General features: G+C 50.8%; 16 protein-coding genes and 1 pseudogene. 15 read left to right on the top strand and 2 right to left on the bottom strand.

From position 1 onward, the window contains the following. The 5 genes from AC2VLY_RS14600 to AC2VLY_RS14580 all read left to right on the top strand — a co-directional run. The coding region (locus AC2VLY_RS14600; RefSeq protein WP_486922527.1) for a hypothetical protein at positions 1-235 on the top strand (235 nt) is incomplete at its 5' end. A gap of 263 nt (positions 236-498) precedes the next feature. Beyond that, positions 499-951 (top strand): hypothetical protein, encoded by a 453-nt coding sequence (locus AC2VLY_RS14595; protein WP_486892749.1) that lies wholly within the window; start codon positions 499-501, stop codon positions 949-951. A gap of 553 nt (positions 952-1,504) precedes the next feature. After that, on the top strand, positions 1,505-3,154 hold the full coding sequence (locus tag AC2VLY_RS14590) for a DUF4942 domain-containing protein (protein ID WP_486892748.1): 1,650 nt from the start codon (positions 1,505-1,507) through the stop codon (positions 3,152-3,154). 24 nt (positions 3,155-3,178) lie between these two features. Further along, positions 3,179-3,463 (top strand): hypothetical protein, encoded by a 285-nt coding sequence (locus AC2VLY_RS14585; protein WP_486892747.1) that lies wholly within the window; start codon positions 3,179-3,181, stop codon positions 3,461-3,463. Positions 3,464-3,538: 75 nt separating this feature from the next. Continuing rightward, positions 3,539-3,841, top strand: a complete 303-nt coding sequence (locus tag AC2VLY_RS14580) for a hypothetical protein (protein WP_486892746.1) — start codon at positions 3,539-3,541, stop codon at positions 3,839-3,841. Between the two features lie 41 nt (positions 3,842-3,882). On the opposite strand, the gene AC2VLY_RS14575 is transcribed toward AC2VLY_RS14580, so the two are convergent. Together AC2VLY_RS14575 and AC2VLY_RS14570 are read right to left on the bottom strand one after the other, a co-directional pair. Next, positions 3,883-5,865, bottom strand: a complete 1,983-nt coding sequence (locus AC2VLY_RS14575) for a DEAD/DEAH box helicase (protein WP_486892745.1) — start codon at positions 5,863-5,865, stop codon at positions 3,883-3,885. A gap of 63 nt (positions 5,866-5,928) precedes the next feature. Beyond that, a complete protein-coding gene (locus AC2VLY_RS14570) occupies positions 5,929-8,385 on the bottom strand; it encodes a DNA polymerase (RefSeq protein ID WP_486892744.1) in 2,457 nt (818 codons plus the stop codon). Between the two features lie 235 nt (positions 8,386-8,620). On the opposite strand from AC2VLY_RS14570, the gene AC2VLY_RS14565 reads away from it, so the two are divergent. From AC2VLY_RS14565 to AC2VLY_RS14520, 10 genes and pseudogenes are all read left to right on the top strand, one after another. Beyond that, on the top strand, positions 8,621-11,164 hold the full coding sequence (locus AC2VLY_RS14565) for a phage/plasmid primase, P4 family (RefSeq protein ID WP_486892743.1): 2,544 nt from the start codon (positions 8,621-8,623) through the stop codon (positions 11,162-11,164). Positions 11,165-11,766: 602 nt separating this feature from the next. Beyond that, on the top strand, positions 11,767-12,282 hold the full coding sequence (locus AC2VLY_RS14560; protein WP_486892742.1) for a hypothetical protein: 516 nt from the start codon (positions 11,767-11,769) through the stop codon (positions 12,280-12,282). Between the two features lie 421 nt (positions 12,283-12,703). Next, the gene (locus AC2VLY_RS14555; RefSeq protein WP_486892741.1) at positions 12,704-13,171 is read left to right on the top strand and encodes a hypothetical protein; all 468 of its coding nucleotides are present in this window, start codon (positions 12,704-12,706) and stop codon (positions 13,169-13,171) included. Positions 13,172-13,313: 142 nt separating this feature from the next. Next, positions 13,314-13,967, top strand: coding sequence for a hypothetical protein (locus AC2VLY_RS14550; RefSeq protein ID WP_024893267.1), 654 nt, complete (start codon positions 13,314-13,316; stop codon positions 13,965-13,967). A 168-nt stretch (positions 13,968-14,135) separates the two neighbouring features. Further along, the gene (locus AC2VLY_RS14545) at positions 14,136-15,113 is read left to right on the top strand and encodes a phosphoadenosine phosphosulfate reductase domain-containing protein (RefSeq protein WP_024893266.1); all 978 of its coding nucleotides are present in this window, start codon (positions 14,136-14,138) and stop codon (positions 15,111-15,113) included. A 282-nt stretch (positions 15,114-15,395) separates the two neighbouring features. Beyond that, positions 15,396-16,418: a hypothetical protein gene (locus AC2VLY_RS14540; RefSeq protein ID WP_024893265.1), complete on the top strand. Its 1,023-nt coding sequence runs from the start codon at positions 15,396-15,398 to the stop codon at positions 16,416-16,418. Further along, positions 16,396-16,758 (top strand): hypothetical protein, encoded by a 363-nt coding sequence (locus tag AC2VLY_RS14535; RefSeq protein WP_024893264.1) that lies wholly within the window; start codon positions 16,396-16,398, stop codon positions 16,756-16,758. Before AC2VLY_RS14540 ends, AC2VLY_RS14535 begins: the two co-directional genes overlap by 23 nt. 11 nt (positions 16,759-16,769) lie before the next feature. Beyond that, the gene (locus AC2VLY_RS14530; protein WP_024893263.1) at positions 16,770-16,967 is read left to right on the top strand and encodes a hypothetical protein; all 198 of its coding nucleotides are present in this window, start codon (positions 16,770-16,772) and stop codon (positions 16,965-16,967) included. Next, a complete protein-coding gene (locus tag AC2VLY_RS14525) occupies positions 16,960-17,499 on the top strand; it encodes a hypothetical protein (protein WP_024893262.1) in 540 nt (179 codons plus the stop codon). The genes AC2VLY_RS14530 and AC2VLY_RS14525 overlap by 8 nt, the downstream gene beginning before the upstream one ends. 504 nt (positions 17,500-18,003) lie before the next feature. Continuing rightward, positions 18,004-18,354, top strand: a pseudogene (locus tag AC2VLY_RS14520) (hypothetical protein); the annotation flags it as partial.

Below are 18,354 nucleotides of genomic sequence, written 5' to 3'. Positions count from 1 at the left end.
GTACTCAATGGCTTTCCCTGTTTCTTTACACAAATGGTACAGCAAGAATCCTTTTGACGCTCTCAAAAGTCAACCCGGCTGGGTTTTGAGAGAAAATGGTATACCACAATTTGCTTGCAAATTAGTGATATACCAATATGCAACTATTCTTTATCTGGCGTTCCCCGCTTTTTGCTTTTCTCTAAAATTTCTAACTTACCGCCCTCAACCGGCTCCAGCCGCCACCCCAGCTTGAGAGCCCCGGACCAGCCCCGAAGGGGCCGCGATTTTTGAGGCCAACCCAGGCAATCCCACCAGCAGAGCCCAAACGCAAGCCGCCACCGCGATTTTTAGGCCGGTAGATACCGCGTCTTCAGAAGCTGGCAGGGTAGTAGACCCATGCACTTACCGAGATACCGCGTCTTCAGAAGCTGGCAGGGTAGTAGACCCATGCACCTATACCCTAGGGATGCTATACCCCATAATAGGCTAGACTCGAAAGATACGATGAGGTGAAACATGAATCAAAAAGAAACCATAGACTTTGTATTGAGAAATTCACGGTCCAAGCAGCGGAACACTGAGGCAGAACGCAATAGTAGAAGAGCCAAAAGAAAAAAAGCACTTTCTACCTGCAAACTACTTCTGGTGGAGTCAAAAGTCCAACTCACGGAAAAAGGGCTTTCAATAACCAGGACAGTCACTTTTCCTCCAGATAGTGTCAGGGGCCAACTGCTCCAAGCCATCCTCGACGAAACGGTTTTTGACCAGCAGTCCCAGGTTTGGGTTTTTACAGGGTCCATGCGCGGCCTTGCTTTGGACGGACTATCTGACGGAAAAAAGCATGATCTGTCTTATCTACTTGAGTGCATGGCAGACTTTGTGCGGCTGGGGATTCTGACTCGATTGCGGGCTAAAAGAGGTACCCCGATAACCTACCAAGTCAATGTTGATGCGGATGCAGCATTATAACACCTACCCAATTTCTGAAGTGCTATACAGAATATGTAGCACAAGCTAATATGCTTGTGTCGCATGCAATACCCTGACGATTCACCCGCCTAAACAGGCGGGTTTTTTTTGGGTCTTACCAGATCAGATAACGCTTCCTGCCAGGTGCTATGAATAACGGGGGCTGGAATGGGTCCGGCCCCAAAGGATAGAAAGGGTAACTACAATGACTAAAACTCGCTTTTTTATGCACTTTCCGACAGTTTCACGGGTGAGTATCCAGGAGAGGCCACACCCCGCCAACCGATGTGAGTAAGGAGAAAACAGATGGAAGCTAAAAAAGAACCCAATAAGTATGGCTGTCGTCGTTGCAACTTCGGTCAGAGTGTCCCAGGCGGTGAGTGGTGCCCACATTGCGGGTACGGGTTACTGGATAGCGACCCCGCTTTCGATGAAGCGGTAGGCTTGATGGATTATGAGAGTGATGAGGTATGTTTTAATCCCGCTTCTCGCCAGGTGCTATAAACATCGGGCCGGGCTATCCGGCCCCTTCGGAAGACGAAAGGTAAAGGACATGGACACTCAAGACCTCCAATTTTATCCAACCCCAAAAGAACTCGCCCGCCATGCGGCCCGTCTTTTCAAGAACCCGATTAGCAATTTACTGGAGCCGTCTGCCGGCAACGGTGATTTGCTGGATGGTCTGCCGAACTTGAAGCACAGCACGAGCAAGGTTGACCTTATTGAAATGGACGTATCGCGCCATGAAGTGCTGCGGGCCAAGGGCAACGTGGTCGGTACCGATTTTATGGATACGCGGGATTTATCCATGTACTCGCACATTTTCATGAACCCGCCTTTTCGGGTGGGTGTGAAGCATGTATTGCATGCCTGGAAACACCTTTTCGCAGGTGAAATTGTTGCCATTCTGAATGCTTCTGGCATCCGTGACCCGCGTACGGCGGATGAGTGCCGCTTGTCTGCACTTATCGATGCACATGGATCCGTGGAGTATTTGCAGGAAGCCTTCATGTCACCGGAAACCATGCGAAAAACTCCGGTCGAAATTGCGCTGGTTTACCTGGTCAAAGAGCAGGATAAATCCTTTTGGGTAGAGGGCATCGTGGAAAATCTGGAACAGGACCAGACCGAGTTCAAAGCAGGTGCAGATATTCCGGGGCAAAGTCTGTCCCTGGGCGTTTCGCAGGTTTCGGCACTGGTCCGTGCATTCAATACGACTTGGGAAGCCCGCAAGCAGAGCCTTATCAGCCTGGAGAAAGCCCGGCACTTCAACAGTTTTTTCCGTCAGCAGATAGATGAAATTGTGGGCCGCGATGAAAGTAACCACGAGGAACACGTTATCAAAAGCCTGTATGAAAATCTCGCTGAAAGCTATCAGGAATTGAAAAAGTGGGCCTGGACCAGTGTGCTCAATACTTCGGACTTCCAAAAGCACCTGACCCGTAAAGTGGTCAATGAAGTGCTCAACGATTTTGAAAAAGTGTCTGCGCTGGCTTTCACCGAAGCCAATATCTACGGCTTCATGCAGGGATTCGCCATGAAGCAGGGGGATCTGAACAAGCAAATGGTCATGGACCTTTTTGATAGCATCACGTCACGCCAGTCCGACAATTATGTGCTTTACAGAGCGTGGAAATCCAATGAGCAACACCGGATCGGCATGGCAATCCGCCGCCGCCGCTTCATTATTGGCGGGTTCTCTCTGGATGGCTGGAGAAGCAATTTGTCCTTTCTGGAAATCAATCGTTTGAGAGAGATCGATAAGGTTTTTGCCCTGGTGGATGGCAAGCGGGAACCCGCCGAACCATTGGCCGCATTGTTTGAAAACCAGTTTAAGGCATTGAAAGAGGGTGAGCGGTTAAGCTCCACTTATTTTGATGCGCGGTATTACCCTGGCATTGGAACGGTGCATCTTTTCCCCAAGAATCAGGAATTGATCGATCGTATTAACATCTTGGTGGGTAAGGCGCGTGAATGGATGCCGGAAGACATGGACTTACAGGACGTGGACGTATCCAAAGCATATAAAGCGGCAGAGAAGATTACCACACTGGTTTTGAAGAAGATGTGTTGTGGGTATTCACAGCATTATGACGATAACGACAAGACGCTGACGCTGTTGGAAGATGCCGCCGAAAAGACAGGCGAGTCTTCGGGATTCTTTATGGATACGGCCTTGCTGGATATGGACAAGGCTTCTTGAAAGTAGAAACTATGGGAGCGTGCTATGAAAAACGAACATGGATTTGGTGGATTGGCTCTCATGCTGGAGGGGTTCGGCGCAGTGATCTTTGCTGGGGTACTGGCAAGCCAGATGCTTGCGGGGCAAGGCAAATTGGGGCAGACGTATAACGCCGAAAAATTCGGTAGCAACAATCTTGTACTGATGATGGATAGCCACCCGAAGATGTTTAATCGGTATCGTGTGGAGTGTTCACAAGGGGATATTTTGCCAGACCACGCCTGCCGCCACATTCGGCTGGCGTATGAAGTGAATGGCCCTGCGATATAACGCTTCCCGCCAGGGGCTATGAATACAGGGGCTGGATGGTCCAGCTCAATCAGTGGATAAATAAGGGGATGCACCATGACTAAAGAACTTGATGTTACATTTGAAAACGGCAACAAAATTGTTACGGTGACTGTGCGACAGGGTAGGCCGTGGACTAAAGGCGATTGTTCCCGCCAGTATTACGAAGTCGAGTGCGATCAGGGGCGGTCACCGGTCCACTCACTCTATGAAGTCATCTCCGGCACTTATCGGGGTAATTTTGTGATTACCAGAAAAGACGGGAGAATTTTTGTAGTGGAGTATGGGGTAGACGCCAATTCAGCAACTAAGCGTGATGCCATTAAAGAAGCGATGTCGAGTTTGGTAGAGCTCCTTTAAGGTTGGTCTTGTTTATCCCCTGGAAAGTCAAAACTCACCATTCAGGAAACCACTTCTTCAACCATAGCCTCTTCCGAGGCGGCCTGTGCCGCCTTGGTTTCCAGAGCACCCACCAAAACATCCTCCGTCACTTTTTGCTTGTCGATGAGCAAGCTCCGGATTTGCTCATCAATGCTGTCGGCTACAATGGGAATATAAATTTCCACCCGCCTGTCTTGCCCGATCCGGTAAGCCCGGTCTTCAGCCTGCGTCTGGTCGGCAGGGGTCCATGGACGTGAAACAAAAAACACATACGTCGCGGCGGTCAGATTTAGGCCCACACCAGCGGCCTTGATGTTACCGATGAACCACCGGCAGTTCGGGTCATTCTGAAACTGCTGCACGGCGGAGTCCCGCTGCTTTCGGGTTTCCTTGCCCGTCAGCCGAACGGCTGAACCCTCTGGCAACTGCTTCATAAACCACTGCACAGACTTTTCAAAGTTGCAGAAGATAATGGCCTTGGCATCTGGCTGCAGATCACCCAGCATTTCCAGAATGGGCTCCCGCTTCACGCGCTCCAGCCATTGTCTTGCCAGGTTAATTTTCTGTAGCACCATCAGCTCGTCGTCATCCATGAAAGCGTCATAGCTCACGCGATCGACTTCCGAAATGGTAATAACCGGCTCTTGACGATACTTTCCGGCCAGAGTCAGCACGTCATCTTTCATGCGCCGGATCATCCATTCACTGATGCGCCCACCCAAACCTTGCCGGTCCCCTCGCGTTTTTGTGAAGGCCTTGGAGAACTCACGCGCCTGGATGTCCCCGGCAGGGTGCCCAGAGAGCCTGAGTAGCGTCCAGGATTCCATGGGGGTGTTTAGCATGGGGGTCGCGGTGAGAAGCCATTTGCGGTCTGCATATTCAGCCAGGGCAAAGGCATATTCGGTGCGCTGCGCCGTGGGCTCTTTCAGGTAGTGTGCTTCATCCACAGCCATCACCGAAAAATGCCAGTCCAGTTTTTCCATGCCAGTCAGGAAATCAGCAAGGCGCTCATAATTCACGATGCACCAGTCAGGTTGCTCACCTGGTAGGGTGTTCTCAAAAATAAATGGTTCCGTATCTGGTAGTACCATCTGGATTTCCCTTGACCAGTTATCTTTGAGGCTGGCAGGGCAAACAATAACCTTCCCCCCTGGCAAGTAGCTCGCGGCAGCGATGGTCTGTCTGGTCTTGCCCAGCCCCATGTCATCGGCGTTGAGTGCAGACGTGCGCTGGAGAAAGTGCCGGACGCCCTCATTTTGGTATGGGAGAAGCGAGAAGCGCACGGAAATATCTTCAATAATAGCATCCTCCACTGGCAAAAGCTCAATGGGTTTGTAAAGTGGGTTGTCTGGCTCTTTCTCTTCTTCTTTCTTCTCTGCACCAGGAACTTGTACCACACCACCCACATGAAGCCGTTTCACCCCGCTGGCTTCTTCATCTTCCGGGGATACATGCATCAGGTATGGTGACCATGCCCCCGGTTGACGGCGTAGTGGTGCATCAACTGGTACTGTAGTCAGGTTGCGAACTGGAATAGCAATACTATCCAGATAAGCAAAAATATCATCCGCCACACCGGTCAGCATCCAGCACTGTTCTTCAGAGTTCCATCGTGCATGGTACTTTTTCATCGCACGGTTGGTGGCTGGGTCGAAAGGGGGCATAAAAAACCACCGATTCTCCCCGCGTGGCTGCAAAGCAGGACGGACGGCTGCAGACCAGAAAGGCTCTCGCTGTTGATCCGCTTTTTTGAGCATAGTGTCACCGATCTCACGCGGAAAATATGCCGGGTCCAACCGAGCGAGCGCAGCAATGAGATCATCAGCCCACTTCCGAAGACCCACCCAGATTTTTTTCTCGGCCAGCCAAGCGAACCCCTGCTCTTTGAAAAGCTGAGGGGTGCGCTTGTCATATTTTGTCCAGACGCCCAGCCGCAAGCCATCTGAGTAAATCCCCGCCCAAAGGCCTTGGTCTTGCGTATGTTCGCTGGCGTCTTCGCTCATGGTGAACTCACTGAATAGTTATTGATGGTTATGTATAGCACCCACCATAAGGAAAAAATGTTTTCAGTGAATCCAGCAATCCCCTACAGAGGTTTCTACTTCGGTGGGGATACCATATTTGAGCAACAAGGAATCCGCTGCTGCTATCATCGTGTGCTCAACGGTCTCCTGCACTTCGTCAACGCGCTCTTCTGGTACTTCCAGAACCAACTCGTCATGCACGAAATTGACCAGCATGCCTTGAACGTCTGGTGGCAAAATGGTCAGTGACCGGAAGGCGATTTCAGCACCGGTGCCTTGATCTTGATAGTTCAATCCGCTGGTCAGTTTTGACGCGATGGTTGGACGACCCGATAGGGTGTACCAGGCATACAATTTCCCGCCTTCGGAAGCGGCTCGGCACTCGCTGGAATTATAGGGATTGAGGATGTCGGCCTTAATCTTGAATGCGTTTTTGAGTAGCCAGTGCCAGAGGCCAATCTCAGGGAAAAGATCAAAGTAGGCATATTTTGACTGCCCAGCATCTTCTTTGGACCAGGACAGGCCGTAGCTCTGTATGCCATAGCTCCACAGCGAATCTGCACTCATGCCATAAATCAGCCCAAACCCTACGGCCTTGGCTGCTTGCCGTGGGTCTTTCAGGGTGGTTTTCAGCCCTTTGCGCTCGTCTTGGGGCAAGGCCTCCAGGTAATCAATCGGCTGCAGACCTTTCAAATTAACACGCCCGCCTTGCTCTTCCATTTTCAGGGCTGTCACGATATGCGGGTCCAGCTTTTTGTTGTAGGCCAAGCGGAAAGGCAGCTTGGCTTCATCACCGCCAGTTGTTGCATAGATTTTACTGACTGCAATGCACAAGGTTTGTGCCGAAGCCAGCGCCCAGGCTTCAATCGGGGGATTGTCATACACAGAAGGGGAAGGGTCCGCTTTGGCTATGCGGGGTGGAATAGGCTGGCCGGGGTTTTGCAAAAACCCCTGCAATTCCGGTACGGCTTTAAAGATCCAAGCCGTGCGGTCCAGTGGATCCTTGAGGGCTTTTTGCATACGGGGGTCACCGCGCAGCCCAGCCAACAACCCTTGTAATACGCGCCATGCCCGAACGCCCAGAGCAGCGGCAATCCGGAGTTCGATACTGGAGAAGTCCGTCGCCATAATTTTGAAACCGTCCGGCGCTGCGAAGATAGCCCTGAAGCGTTTGTCACGCGGGATATTCTGCAGATTAGGTTCCTGCGATGAAGTCCGGCCTGTAATGGTATTGATGCCAGTCAGCGGGTGAATCCGGCCATCATCGGCCACAGAAAGGGCATATTGCGGTACCCGCTTTTGCTCGGAAACCGCTTGCAATACAGATTGCAGCGCGGCAACCACCTTGCTGTTTGGGAAAGATAATTTCAGGTCATTGGCATTGAGCGAAACATTGCCCTTGGCCGTGGTGGGTAGAGACTGGCCGGTTTCCGTGTGGATAGCTGACCCAATGGCGTTTTTCAAGTCTTCGGTTAATCCGGTGTCCGTATCTAAAAGCTGATCTCGAAAAGGGACCAGCCCCGGCGCCACACTGACCAGATGTGTCATAGCATCCAGAGCTTCATCCGCCAAATCCGCTTCCAACTTCTGCGCGGCTGGCTGGGACCAGTACAACCCCTTGCGCTGCATCCTGACCATGACATGCAGGGCAGCTTCCATATCCTTATAAGCGGCTCCACCATATCGTTTGTCGATGGTCCGGAGCACTTCTGAAATGGTTGCTTCGTGTGGCAGGCCCAGCAGAACCCGCGCCGCTTTTTGTGGGGTGTCCACGTCCCCCATGCAGTAGTCGTGATGCTCTGGGGAGAGGTATTCGGGCATCCAGTTGACCGGTTTCTGAAACGCTTTGTCCAGCTTTTCATCAAAGAGCCAGAGAGCTAAGTCATCCAAGCTGAGTGTGCCGCTGCTCATTTCCTTTTTGGCAGCGCGAATCTGGGTGCGGGAGGACAGTTCTGAAAAGTGCTTGCGTCGGGTATCCAGCCCGCCAATGGTCTGCTTCACAACCAGCTCCTGCATGCAGTACATCGCATCTGGCCGCATGGCCGTGACCATCAGCATAGTGTCCACGATCCGTGCAGGGCGGGTATCTGGGTTCAGCGTGAGCATCCACTGGTAGTCAAATCCCAGGTTGTGTCCGACCCAGACATGCCCTGTCAGCAAATCTGCCAGGACGCGCTTTTCTTCTGGTGAGAAAAGGTCCAGATCAGCCGCACAAGCGTAGTGTGCTGTAGGTATAGACAAGGTGAGCACCCGACCGCGTGGGGTAGTGTCCAAATTGCATCCCCATTTCTTGCTGTACTGCAAAGGGGTGAGCTTACCGCCGATTTTCCCACCTGGTATTTCATCCCCCCGAACCCACGGTGTTTTGGCCGTGGTCTCGAAGTCCAAGACGACCTCAGCCATCCCCTCGGATAAAGGGAGTACCAAATCCGTCAAAATCTCCGGCCCTCGAAAGGGCGATGTGGGTCTGTCGATGAGTGTTCCTTGTATTTTTGCCATGCGTGCCTCGCTCAGTTGCTTAGTATAGGTATAGCACCTCTTATGCGGAAAAATCATAAAGCGTTGATAAGAATTGATAATCCCCCTCGTCGCATTTTTTCCTCATAAGGGGTGCTATACCGTATATGTAGAGCAAAAGCTATCGGGCAAAAAAGCCAGATCATTTTTTCCGCATAGAGAGTGCTATACAGAGTAGAGAAGATGTAAACATCAAAAACATAAAATCGGGGTTGCTATGACAGATATGACAGATGCAGTTGTGGGCACTCTTGCCTCCGAAGACTTGGAACGGTCGGGTCTAACGCAAAGTGACGTGTCAGGATTGGAGCTGGTAGGGCCGGAGCAATTGCGGGTGTTGCCAGAAACAGGCGAGGCCGATGCGGGGTACGACCCCGACGACGAAGATGATACACCCGTCGATTTTGAAGCGGCAGGCGGATACACCATTCCTTATTTCACGCTGGACGGAAAACCTGTCATGGACGGCGGCAAGCCATTCAGTCGTATCAGATTACTCGGTCGCAAGAATGAGGATGTGCCGCGCTATAGGTCGCCGCGTGGTTCTCTTAATCACGTCTTCATCCCGCGTGGGCTCTTGAAGCTGCTGAAGCAGAAAGCAGAGCAGAATGAGGTTCTGAGAGAAGTCAAAAGTGAGGAAACCCTGACGCTCTTTGTCACCGAGGGTGAAAAAAAGGCCCTGCGCGCTGTGAAATCCGGTATCCCAACCATTGCACTCCCAGGCATTCACATGTGGGCGGATTCCTTAAAAGTTCGGGCTATCAAAAGGGCTCTCCAGAAAGCAGGTGGGAACATTGATAAGCTGCACATGTCGGAGGATACCCCTGTCAACCCTGAACTGCTGGATGCCATAGCCCGGATTAAATCGCTGTGCCCTAACCTCGGGGTGGTCTGCATCCTGTTTGATTCTGACGGGGAACCCCGCTTATACAAAGATGCGTTCAAAAAGGTGAAGGGTGGAGAAATTCAGGTGGGTAGTATTAACTGGAAGTTCTGCCTGGCTGCTGGCGCGGGCATGGTGTCCGCTAATCCAAATGTCACCCATGCGGGCTACTTACTGGCCTCAGCTTTGAGAAAGCAGTCCAAAGTGCGTTGTGCGGTGTTGTCTAGGTTCTGTGAGTGGAATACAAAAGAGGATATGGATTGGAAAAAACAGGGGGTGGACGATTGGTTGGAATCCGCTTCTGAGGACGAGGTAAAGGGTGCGCTGGGATGGATGACACGTAAAGCTATTCGTTTGTGGAATGTCATTAAGGGCGAACTGCTGTTCAGCAGCAATTCCGACCCGGACGTAATGGGGGAGAAGGGTGGACCCTCTGCGGAAATTGCCTTTTCCCGACTACTGGACGGAAACACGGTGGGTCAGGCGGACGGGCTTCTTTTTGAATGGTCTCAGAGCCACTGGCAGGTCATAGATCAACTGCGCTTGCAGAACGCAGCACACTTACTGATTGATGCTTTTTATGCAGAAAGTGGTTCTGCCCGCAAGATTATGGATGCACCCAAAGCGGCGGTTTCCGCGCCAAGACTGTATCCTATTCCTGAAGAGCGCACGAAACATAGGATCGGGGACGCCATCATTCCTTGTCAGGATGTGACCTTGGATATTAGCGAGGACGGGGAGATTGTGGCAAGGGCACCGGACAAAGAAGATGGTCTGCGGTACTGCATTGATGCAAAGTGGGCTGACCGGCATAAACCTTGCCCCCTATTCACCAAGTTTATTGACTCAACCCTGCCAGACCCGGGGGTTCGGGGGCTTGTGCAGCAGTACATTGGATACACCCTGATAGGGGACACCCGCCATGAGATTGCACAGTGGTGGTTTGGATCGGGCTCAAACGGAAAATCCGTGTTGGCGGAAATCGTCAGTGCTTTGCACAGAAAAGTCGCAGCGGCCAACCTTTCTGACCTTGGTGGCTTTAACTCAGAAGGTCTGATTGACGCCTCATTGATTACGGTTGATGAGACCCCACGAAGGGTGGATGAGCAGGGACTAAAGAAAGCAATCTCAGGTGGAGAAATGGACATCAACCGCAAATATTTGCCCGGTGTAACCGTTAAGCTTCGGGCAAAATGGCTGTTGCGGGGAAATGAGAAGCCGTCCCTGTCGGAGCAGACCGACGGGCTCTGGCGGCGACTGCACATCATCCACTTTGAGCAGCAATTCAATGGTAAAGAAAAGGATCCATTATTACTTGAGAAAATTCTCAAAAATGAAATGGCTGGAGTCTTGATGTGGGCCATCGAAGGCTTGGTTAAGGTGCTTAAAAACGATGGATTCGCGGACGTGCCGGATTGCGTCTGGGCCTGGAAACGCGAAATGCAGACAGAAACGGATAATGTGCTGGGCTGGTGGACCGATCTGGAAGTGCAGGTTACTGACACTCCGCGCATTGATACGAAAAGCGTTTATGAGAATTACTCAGGATGGTGTAAGGAAAATGGGCTGTACCCTATTTCGTCCATCAATTTTTGGAAGCGGGTACGGATTATCATACAGAGGAACCATTCTGATGCAGAACTGACCATCAAGAAGGATAGGGAGACGGTAACGGATTCGCTGACCGGTGAAACAAACCAGAAGTGGATCAGAAAAGTAAACCTCGACCTTTTCCCGCAGGTGCAAGAGCAAACAGCAGGTAACGTGGTGCCCATGCCCCGCCAGGAAGCGGCTCATGCCAAGTCCCAGACAAAGACTTCACCTGCTGATCATTTGAACCCTTTTGTTGAGCTTGGAGATGACGATATTGTGTTCTGATTTTCATACTGTTTTCATCAAAACCCCGTATTCCCGCCCATGCTGGCGGGTTTTTTATATGCATTCCTGCAACTGTAAAGCACCCCTTTGGGTTCATCCGGCAAGACCAGGGCACCCCGCCACAATGCAAAAGTTCTAAGTTGTGGCAGGTTGTGGCAGGTTGTGGCAGGTTGTGGCAGGTTGTGGCAGGTGAGAAAAATTTCACTCGCCACAATTCAACATTATGAAATACAAGTGATTTTTTACTTTGTGGCAAGTGTGGCAAGTGAATATTGAAAAAAAACAGTTGCAGGGAAATTTTATTTTTTTGTGAGAAAAAAAATTATCAATATATAAGTATGTGGCAATTCTCTCGCCACACTTGCCACAGGTGAGCATTTTTTCTACAAAAACAATTCCTTGCGTGTGTGGCAAGTGAATAAAACCCACTTGCCACAACCTGCCACAACACGGATCACTTGCCACAACTTGCCGCTTGCTATTCCCGCCGTGGCCACCATCCCACTTACGGCGCCATTGGCTCAACCTTTCCCCCCATTTTTCCGCATAGTGAGTGCTATACATAAAGTATCAACCACTTAACCAATGAAAGGAAAGAAGACATGGAAAAACTCGACACCCCGATTCTGAACGCCCCAGAACAGCTACTCCCATTCACAAAAGACCAGGCAGATGCACTGGAAGCACACGGTCAACTCGGCAATGACTTAACCCACAAGCACCCCTGCGTGAGCCAGATGTATCTCAAGACGATGATCCCCCGGTGCTTACTGCCCGCACTGGCCCGTTTGGAATTTTTGGGCCTGGAGGATGCCGACATCCGTATCGTTGCAGATTGGATACCAGAAGATGCCTATGAGGGCCGGCCTGGCATGCCAATCGGCATGCATGAGTACACTGTTGATGTGAGCATCGCCGGTTTCTTTGTGCTTTTTTACATACTTTGCGCCACTTTTGAAAGCAGCACGACAGCGCACCGGCGATTCAAACGCGATTTCACGGGCCAACGCTTTTACATACTTTTTGATGCCAACGGAAACCAGGCACACTTATACATGACACCAGCTTTGGCAGATGCTTTGAATGCTGGGTTTTCTTGCTGGACCCAGGCCCGATGATCCCGCTTCTCTCGAAGGGCAGTAGTCATCAGTCGATTACAAGGGACACAGCATGCGGATTCAGCGCGACCACTGGTACATCCTCCCGAACACTCTACATCCAGATAACCGGTCCCTGGATCGGTTAATCCAGGTAAAAGACTGGGATAGCCAGCGGGTCTTTTTTGAGACAAAGCCCGAGTCTGAAAGTGGAAGAGGGACACCCTTCTGCTTACCAAAATCGCAGTTTCGCAAAATGGCTCATCTTGTTATACCACCAGCTTGACAAATCATGTAACATTACAGATAATGGGTGAGACTTTTAGAACCAGTGAGAGCAGATTTGCGGAGAGTAAGAAAAACGCTTCCCGCGAGGTGCTATGAATGTCGGGGGCCGGAAGGGTCCGGCCCATACAACTAAACAGGAATGAGGAGCACAAGAATGGAAAAAAATATCACAGCATACCTGGTGACGCTGGAGGGCGAGTTTTATGATGACGACTCCCCCAATTTTTTGGTCATCGAAGCCACTATCCTTGGCCCCAAAAAGAACAGCGTTAAAGAAACACAGTTTGTTTTGCTGGGTTTCCCTGACCAAAACCCCAGACTCTGTGAAGTTAAAAACCCTCATCTGAAATGGAATTGTGAGGGGGAAAACGACGATAAAATGGGTCTTGGCATTCAGTATCAAATGATGTTGGAGATGGCAGCAAGGCATGTGTTCGATGAAGCATCATACCATGGTGACACTTGCCTGGGCAATGATGTTGGACATATTGCGACAGAGTGGACTGGTCGGGCCGGTTATTTGCGGATGAAAGTCGCTATCTCTCTGGACAAAGAAAAATACCTCAACGATGGCGTTTACCGCTGTCACCCTCAAGAATGGCTGCAGAAATCTTTTATCTAACTCCCATGACGATGTATAGCATCAAGGAATTTAGATACCCAATAAATGTAACCACATTGGAGAATAGATAACGCTTCTCGCCATGTGCTATGAATATCGGGGTCGGAATGGTCCGGCCCCACAGGGAATAAAGGGGTGAATTATGAAAACGAACATGACAACTGTACTTGATGAAGAAATTACGCAGGCGATCACTGTAAAAAGTGTGGGTGGTCTCGAATGCTGGGCAGATAATGACTACGGCTATCAGTTTACCGTGCCGGTAACTTTCGAGTTTGATGGTAAGCAATTTGGAGTGTATTACCAGGAAGATGCGCAGGATGGCTTCGGTTTGATGCCATTCAGCCGCAATGACGATGACGATGTGAACCACCTGATTGATGCAGTGTGTGACAAGTACGGTATCGATTGTCTCAGTGATGACCACCTGGCGATCAAGTGCATAGAAAACGCGGGACTGGCAGCTGCTGAAGCAGAGTACGAGACGCGGCACTTGGGCCTGGAAGATGGTGACCCCGACGAAATGCGCGAAGAGGGCGCACGCGCGGTTCATGCCCACTGTGCCTTGGGTGGTAATGAAATCGAGTGCTATGCGTATGATGGTTTGGAAATGCTGGATGTTCGTGACAACAACCCCGGTGGTGTCGCAAGGCACGCCTGGGTGCCAGAAGGCACCTGGGACGAGTTGGCATCTGCTGCAAAGACTGACGATGCGGGCAACGGCAACGTGTCGATTGAACAGGCATTCCAGTGGCTTAGGCAGAATGAGTCTAGGTTCGACTGGATTACTGAATAGCGCATCCTGCTGCGGAAGATAACATGGGCCGGGTTATCCGGCCCCTCATTTTGGAACCCTTCCAGAAGCGCACACTCCTGGAGAGTCAAAAGGGGTTGAGAGGTTACACTATAGATTGTGCGCGGTGCCCCAGAAGTTATACAACTCGCTGTGATGCTATACACTAACATGAACCACACACATCACATCATCGGCCTCTCTGGGGGCAAGGATTCCACAGCGACCTTGCTGCTGGCCCTTGACCGTCTTACGAAAGACTGTATCCAGCCGGTTTTCGTGGATACTGGCAATGAGCACCCAGCCACATACAATTACCTTTCTTACCTGGAAAGTTATTTCTCCATCCAGATTACCCGCCTCAAGCCGGATTTTACGGAGGAAATTGCGGCCAAGCGCCGGTTTATTGCTCTGGATCGGCGCACTGGAAGAGACAAGCACGGCGTAAAGCTGCGCTGGTCTAATCGCCGCAAACGGGAAGCCCTGGCCGAACTGAAGCCCTCTGGCAGCCCTTTTCTGGACTTGTGCCTGCTGAAAGGTATGTTCCCGTCCAACCGTTCCAGGTTCTGCACGGATTTCCTAAAGACCAGAGTATTTGTCAGTTTCGTGGATGAAATGGCCCAGAGCCATAAAAAGGTCATCATCTGGCAAGGGATCCGCCGTGATGAATCGGACAAACGCAAAAATGCCAAGCTGTTTGAGCGTGTCGGTCCCGGATTTTATTACTTCCGACCCCTCATCCACTGGTCAGAAAAGGACGTTTTCCAGTGCATAGCTGACCATGGCTTAAACCCGAATCCCCTCTACCAGAGCCTCGGGCGCGTGGGTTGCGCACCCTGTATCTACAGTAATAAGAAAGATTTGCGGGGGCTATTCAACTCTGATGATGGCCCGGAAATCCTGCAAAAAATGAGGGGGTGGGAGGCCAGAGTATCCCGCGCCAGCAAGACCGGCCAAGCCGTATTTTTCCAGGGCAAGGAACTGGCCGGGGCACATTTGGGTGAGGTGCATCCGCTGGTGTTTTTCCAGCGGCATAGAATTGACGCTATACAGCATTGGGCCTCAAAGTCTACCCGCTTTGTGGGGGAAGACTGGCAGGATTTTGAAAAAGAGTCCTCCTGCTCATCAGAGTGGGGGTTGTGTGAATAGCGTCTCTGAAAAGATAAGCCACAATGCAAGGTGCTATACAGTAGTAACCCCAGAAATATGGGAACCACTACGCCGGAGTCCACCATGCGGAGAAAGAACCTGACTTTAAGCCATGTTGCCATTGCCAGCGCAACGACACTGGTAGCCATTTTTTCACTGGCCGGGTGCGCTTCGACACTTCAGAAGTCGGTCACGTACGCACAAAAATATCCGCTCTGCTCGGTCCTGCCCACAGGGGCTTTTGGGTGTAAACACTAATTGTATCTATCAACAGGAGATTTAATGATGGCAAAGAAAGACGTAAAGAAAGACAAAAAGGCATCGGTATGGATGCTAAGTGCTGATGGTGAACCCTCTATTTCTGATGAAGGGGATGCAAAGCCATCCCACCTGAAAACCCAGATGGACACACTCGGCGCCAAGGGCAAAACGATGGTCATTGAAACCGAGAATGACGAGGTTTTGCGTAGATCGGCAGAATATGCCCTGCAAAAACGCTATGATCTGGTATCTGCCCTGCCAGAGCAGAATCTGAAGATCCAGCAAATCCAAAACGCCCTTTCACCGGAAAAGGAAATCTCTGGGGGTGAACTGGCACCTTCGATCACTGTGCAGAAAAAGTTGGGGTATGAAGCTACAAATTCTGATGGTCAGCATGCAGAAAAAACAACCCCAAAAAAGCAAGGTCTGGCCAAAGGCAAGGCTACGCCCAAGAAAACAACCGCAGAAGTTGGAGAATCTGCGGAGGAAATCACTGCGGATATTCAACGAATGGCTGAGGCCCCACTGCCCCAGACCAGTATGGACCCCACCAAAAAGAAACAGGAGCTAGAAGAAGAGAATCAGGCCCCAAATCGGGATAGCCCCACTCAGGTGCCTTTCCCAGAAAAACGCCCCGCCGAAGTGCTGTCACACCGGCTGATGATCCCAACCGTAAAAGATCATGGCAACAGACTGGTGGTCACCAGAATGGGCATGATGGCAACAACACCCCCCCAGTTTCGGGAACGGGATGAGCTTATTGCCAAAACGCTCATGGCGGCGCGTGAGCGTTTTGGTGAACCAGTGCGAGTCACAGGGCACGGGGCTATTGCTGGCCGTTTCTTTGAAGATGCTGTTATCAAAGCCGCAATTGCCCAGGGTATCCCTCTTGAAATGGCCTCTGACCGTGGCGAAAAAGCCTATGCAAAAGCACTCGGTAAACACCAAGAAAGCATTTTGAAGAAAGACATTGGATCCCTCGGCCCGTCGAAACAGCAAGAACAGAAGAAGGAGCAAGGCCATGGCCGCGAACTTGAATTTTGATCTGGTGGAGACTATCTGCCATCGGCCTTTTCTGGCTGAAAAGCTGGAGATCGCACAGCAAGCGGAGGATATGGTAAGAGACGACCGGACCTTTGCGATGCTGCTGAACCATTTTTATAAGGTAAGCAGGGAAGACAGCATACTGCTTGACTGGATTGCTGAAACTTCTTTTGAACCTGCGCTTACCTTGGTGAAGTACATGATAAGCCTCGTTTTCTATGGGACTGAAGCTACCGACCTGCGCGGGTTCATGCTGGGTGTACTGGAGAAATACTCTACACAGGTGAGGCTACAAATGATTATGGATGACGTTCCTAACAGTAGCCAGACCGTACATTGAGGGGAGACACGATGTTTGGATATGTAGTCACCATCAGCGAGCTTCAGCGGATTATCCATGACCAGCACCGCATCGAAAAAGATGCGGGGTGGATTGCCTTTGACACCTGGGTAAATCGACGGGTTGAGGCGTTAATCCCCCGTTTCCCCAACCGGAATATCGGGGGTTTGCCCATGGCCGTCTTATTTGAGGAAAGCACTGATGGATGAAGACGATCTTTTGGATGGACTGAATGAGCTTACCGCAACGGCTGATATGAAGCAGCCGAAGTCAGCAACTACCCAAAAGCCGGCACCTGCCCAGCCACAAATGGTGAGGGAAAACTCCGGCAATGCGGAGCCTCAAAAGCCGAAGAAGGCTGCATCGAAGCCCGTAAAAAGCCCAGATACTGAGACTACTCCAGAGCCAGTCACCACACAATCAAGCCCAGAATCTGCCAATTTCAGTCTCTACTTTCTTGGTTTGGGGATGCTTGGCCTGATCCTTTTTGCACTCGGCATGGGTTTTGGTGCGATGGTTTCATCTGGTCATTTCCCAGCATGGGACAAAGGCCCGGGCTTTCTGCATGCGCTTTCTGCGTGGGTGATGGCCCCAGCAGGTATCCTGATTCTGCCTATCCTCGCTGGAGCTTTTTTTCTCGCTGGTATTGAACTCCGGGGTGAAAAAAAGCATGCCGGTATTTTTTTTGGTCTGTCAGGACTGCTGCTTGTTATAACCATAGCAGCCCTTTTATTGCCATAGCCTTTTTTCCGCATAGTGGGTGCTATACATAAATATCATCCACTAAAAAATCGGAAAAGGGAATACTCCTATGAACGCAGAAACGACTATCCTTGAAACGCTCTCCATGCATCGTCCGTGCGACGGTTGCCCGCACTATTTTGAGTGTGCAAATCAGAAAATGGCCTGCGTGGATTTTTTTCATTATGTCACCTCTGGCGAAGTCCGAAACTTCAACCGTGAACCAAGCCACAGATACTTTCGGATGGTTTTCAAGAGAACCGACTGATGCTTAAAAAGCATACTATAGTAGCCTCGCTGCTATCCATTTTAGCGGCTTCTGCTTGCGGCTGGGTGTGGATGTACGGGTATTGGGGACCAATTCTGTCTTTGTCACTCATCCCCTTGGTCCTCATCCAAAAATCCCGCATTCAGAGATATACCGTAGCCCTGGCTTACTATTTAGCGGGTTCCCATGGTATCCCCTTGGCCTCTGCCGTCTTTTTTGGACCAGGAGGGCATTACTTGGAAGGTATCATCCTCTGGGTATCCAGTGCGGCTTTGCTGGCATTGGGTTGGGCTTTTGCGAATAAGCCGTGGAAAGCAGCATTGGTACTCATCTTTGATGCCATCATCCCGCCCTTATCCTTTTTTGATTGGATGTCACCCTTAACCGCTGCTGGTGTGTTGTTTCCATCTACGGCGATTTATGGGGTCATTTTGTTGCTGATAATTATCGCGGCTTTTCCTGTATTTTCGCGTAAAAACCCGAATAGTTTTTCTTATCTCATCGTTTTTGCGGTGGCTTGCAATGTCTTTGCCCCTGTTCTGAAAACACCTGCCCCGAAGCAATGGGTGGGCATGCAAACGCACATG

The sequence above is a fragment of the Acidithiobacillus sp. TH-A36 genome, from assembly GCF_057473445.1.
This window is presented reverse-complemented; position numbering and strand designations above follow the sequence as displayed.

What these genes read in the sequence shown, in the direction of transcription:
- AC2VLY_RS14570 (WP_486892744.1), bottom strand. Translation starts at nt 8,385, where the DNA reads ATGGCAAAAATACAAGGAACACTCATCGACAGACCCACATCGCCCTTT.
- AC2VLY_RS14575 (WP_486892745.1), bottom strand. Translation starts at nt 5,865, where the DNA reads ATGAGCGAAGACGCCAGCGAACATACGCAAGACCAAGGCCTTTGGGCG.
- AC2VLY_RS14545 (WP_024893266.1), top strand. Translation starts at nt 14,136, where the DNA reads ATGAACCACACACATCACATCATCGGCCTCTCTGGGGGCAAGGATTCC.
- AC2VLY_RS14550 (WP_024893267.1), top strand. Translation starts at nt 13,314, where the DNA reads ATGAAAACGAACATGACAACTGTACTTGATGAAGAAATTACGCAGGCG.
- AC2VLY_RS14565 (WP_486892743.1), top strand. Translation starts at nt 8,621, where the DNA reads ATGACAGATATGACAGATGCAGTTGTGGGCACTCTTGCCTCCGAAGAC.
- AC2VLY_RS14595 (WP_486892749.1), top strand. Translation starts at nt 499, where the DNA reads ATGAATCAAAAAGAAACCATAGACTTTGTATTGAGAAATTCACGGTCC.
- AC2VLY_RS14540 (WP_024893265.1), top strand. Translation starts at nt 15,396, where the DNA reads ATGATGGCAAAGAAAGACGTAAAGAAAGACAAAAAGGCATCGGTATGG.
- AC2VLY_RS14580 (WP_486892746.1), top strand. Translation starts at nt 3,539, where the DNA reads ATGACTAAAGAACTTGATGTTACATTTGAAAACGGCAACAAAATTGTT.
- AC2VLY_RS14535 (WP_024893264.1), top strand. Translation starts at nt 16,396, where the DNA reads ATGGCCGCGAACTTGAATTTTGATCTGGTGGAGACTATCTGCCATCGG.
- AC2VLY_RS14530 (WP_024893263.1), top strand. Translation starts at nt 16,770, where the DNA reads ATGTTTGGATATGTAGTCACCATCAGCGAGCTTCAGCGGATTATCCAT.
- AC2VLY_RS14585 (WP_486892747.1), top strand. Translation starts at nt 3,179, where the DNA reads ATGAAAAACGAACATGGATTTGGTGGATTGGCTCTCATGCTGGAGGGG.
- AC2VLY_RS14590 (WP_486892748.1), top strand. Translation starts at nt 1,505, where the DNA reads ATGGACACTCAAGACCTCCAATTTTATCCAACCCCAAAAGAACTCGCC.
- AC2VLY_RS14555 (WP_486892741.1), top strand. Translation starts at nt 12,704, where the DNA reads ATGGAAAAAAATATCACAGCATACCTGGTGACGCTGGAGGGCGAGTTT.
- AC2VLY_RS14525 (WP_024893262.1), top strand. Translation starts at nt 16,960, where the DNA reads ATGGATGAAGACGATCTTTTGGATGGACTGAATGAGCTTACCGCAACG.
- AC2VLY_RS14560 (WP_486892742.1), top strand. Translation starts at nt 11,767, where the DNA reads ATGGAAAAACTCGACACCCCGATTCTGAACGCCCCAGAACAGCTACTC.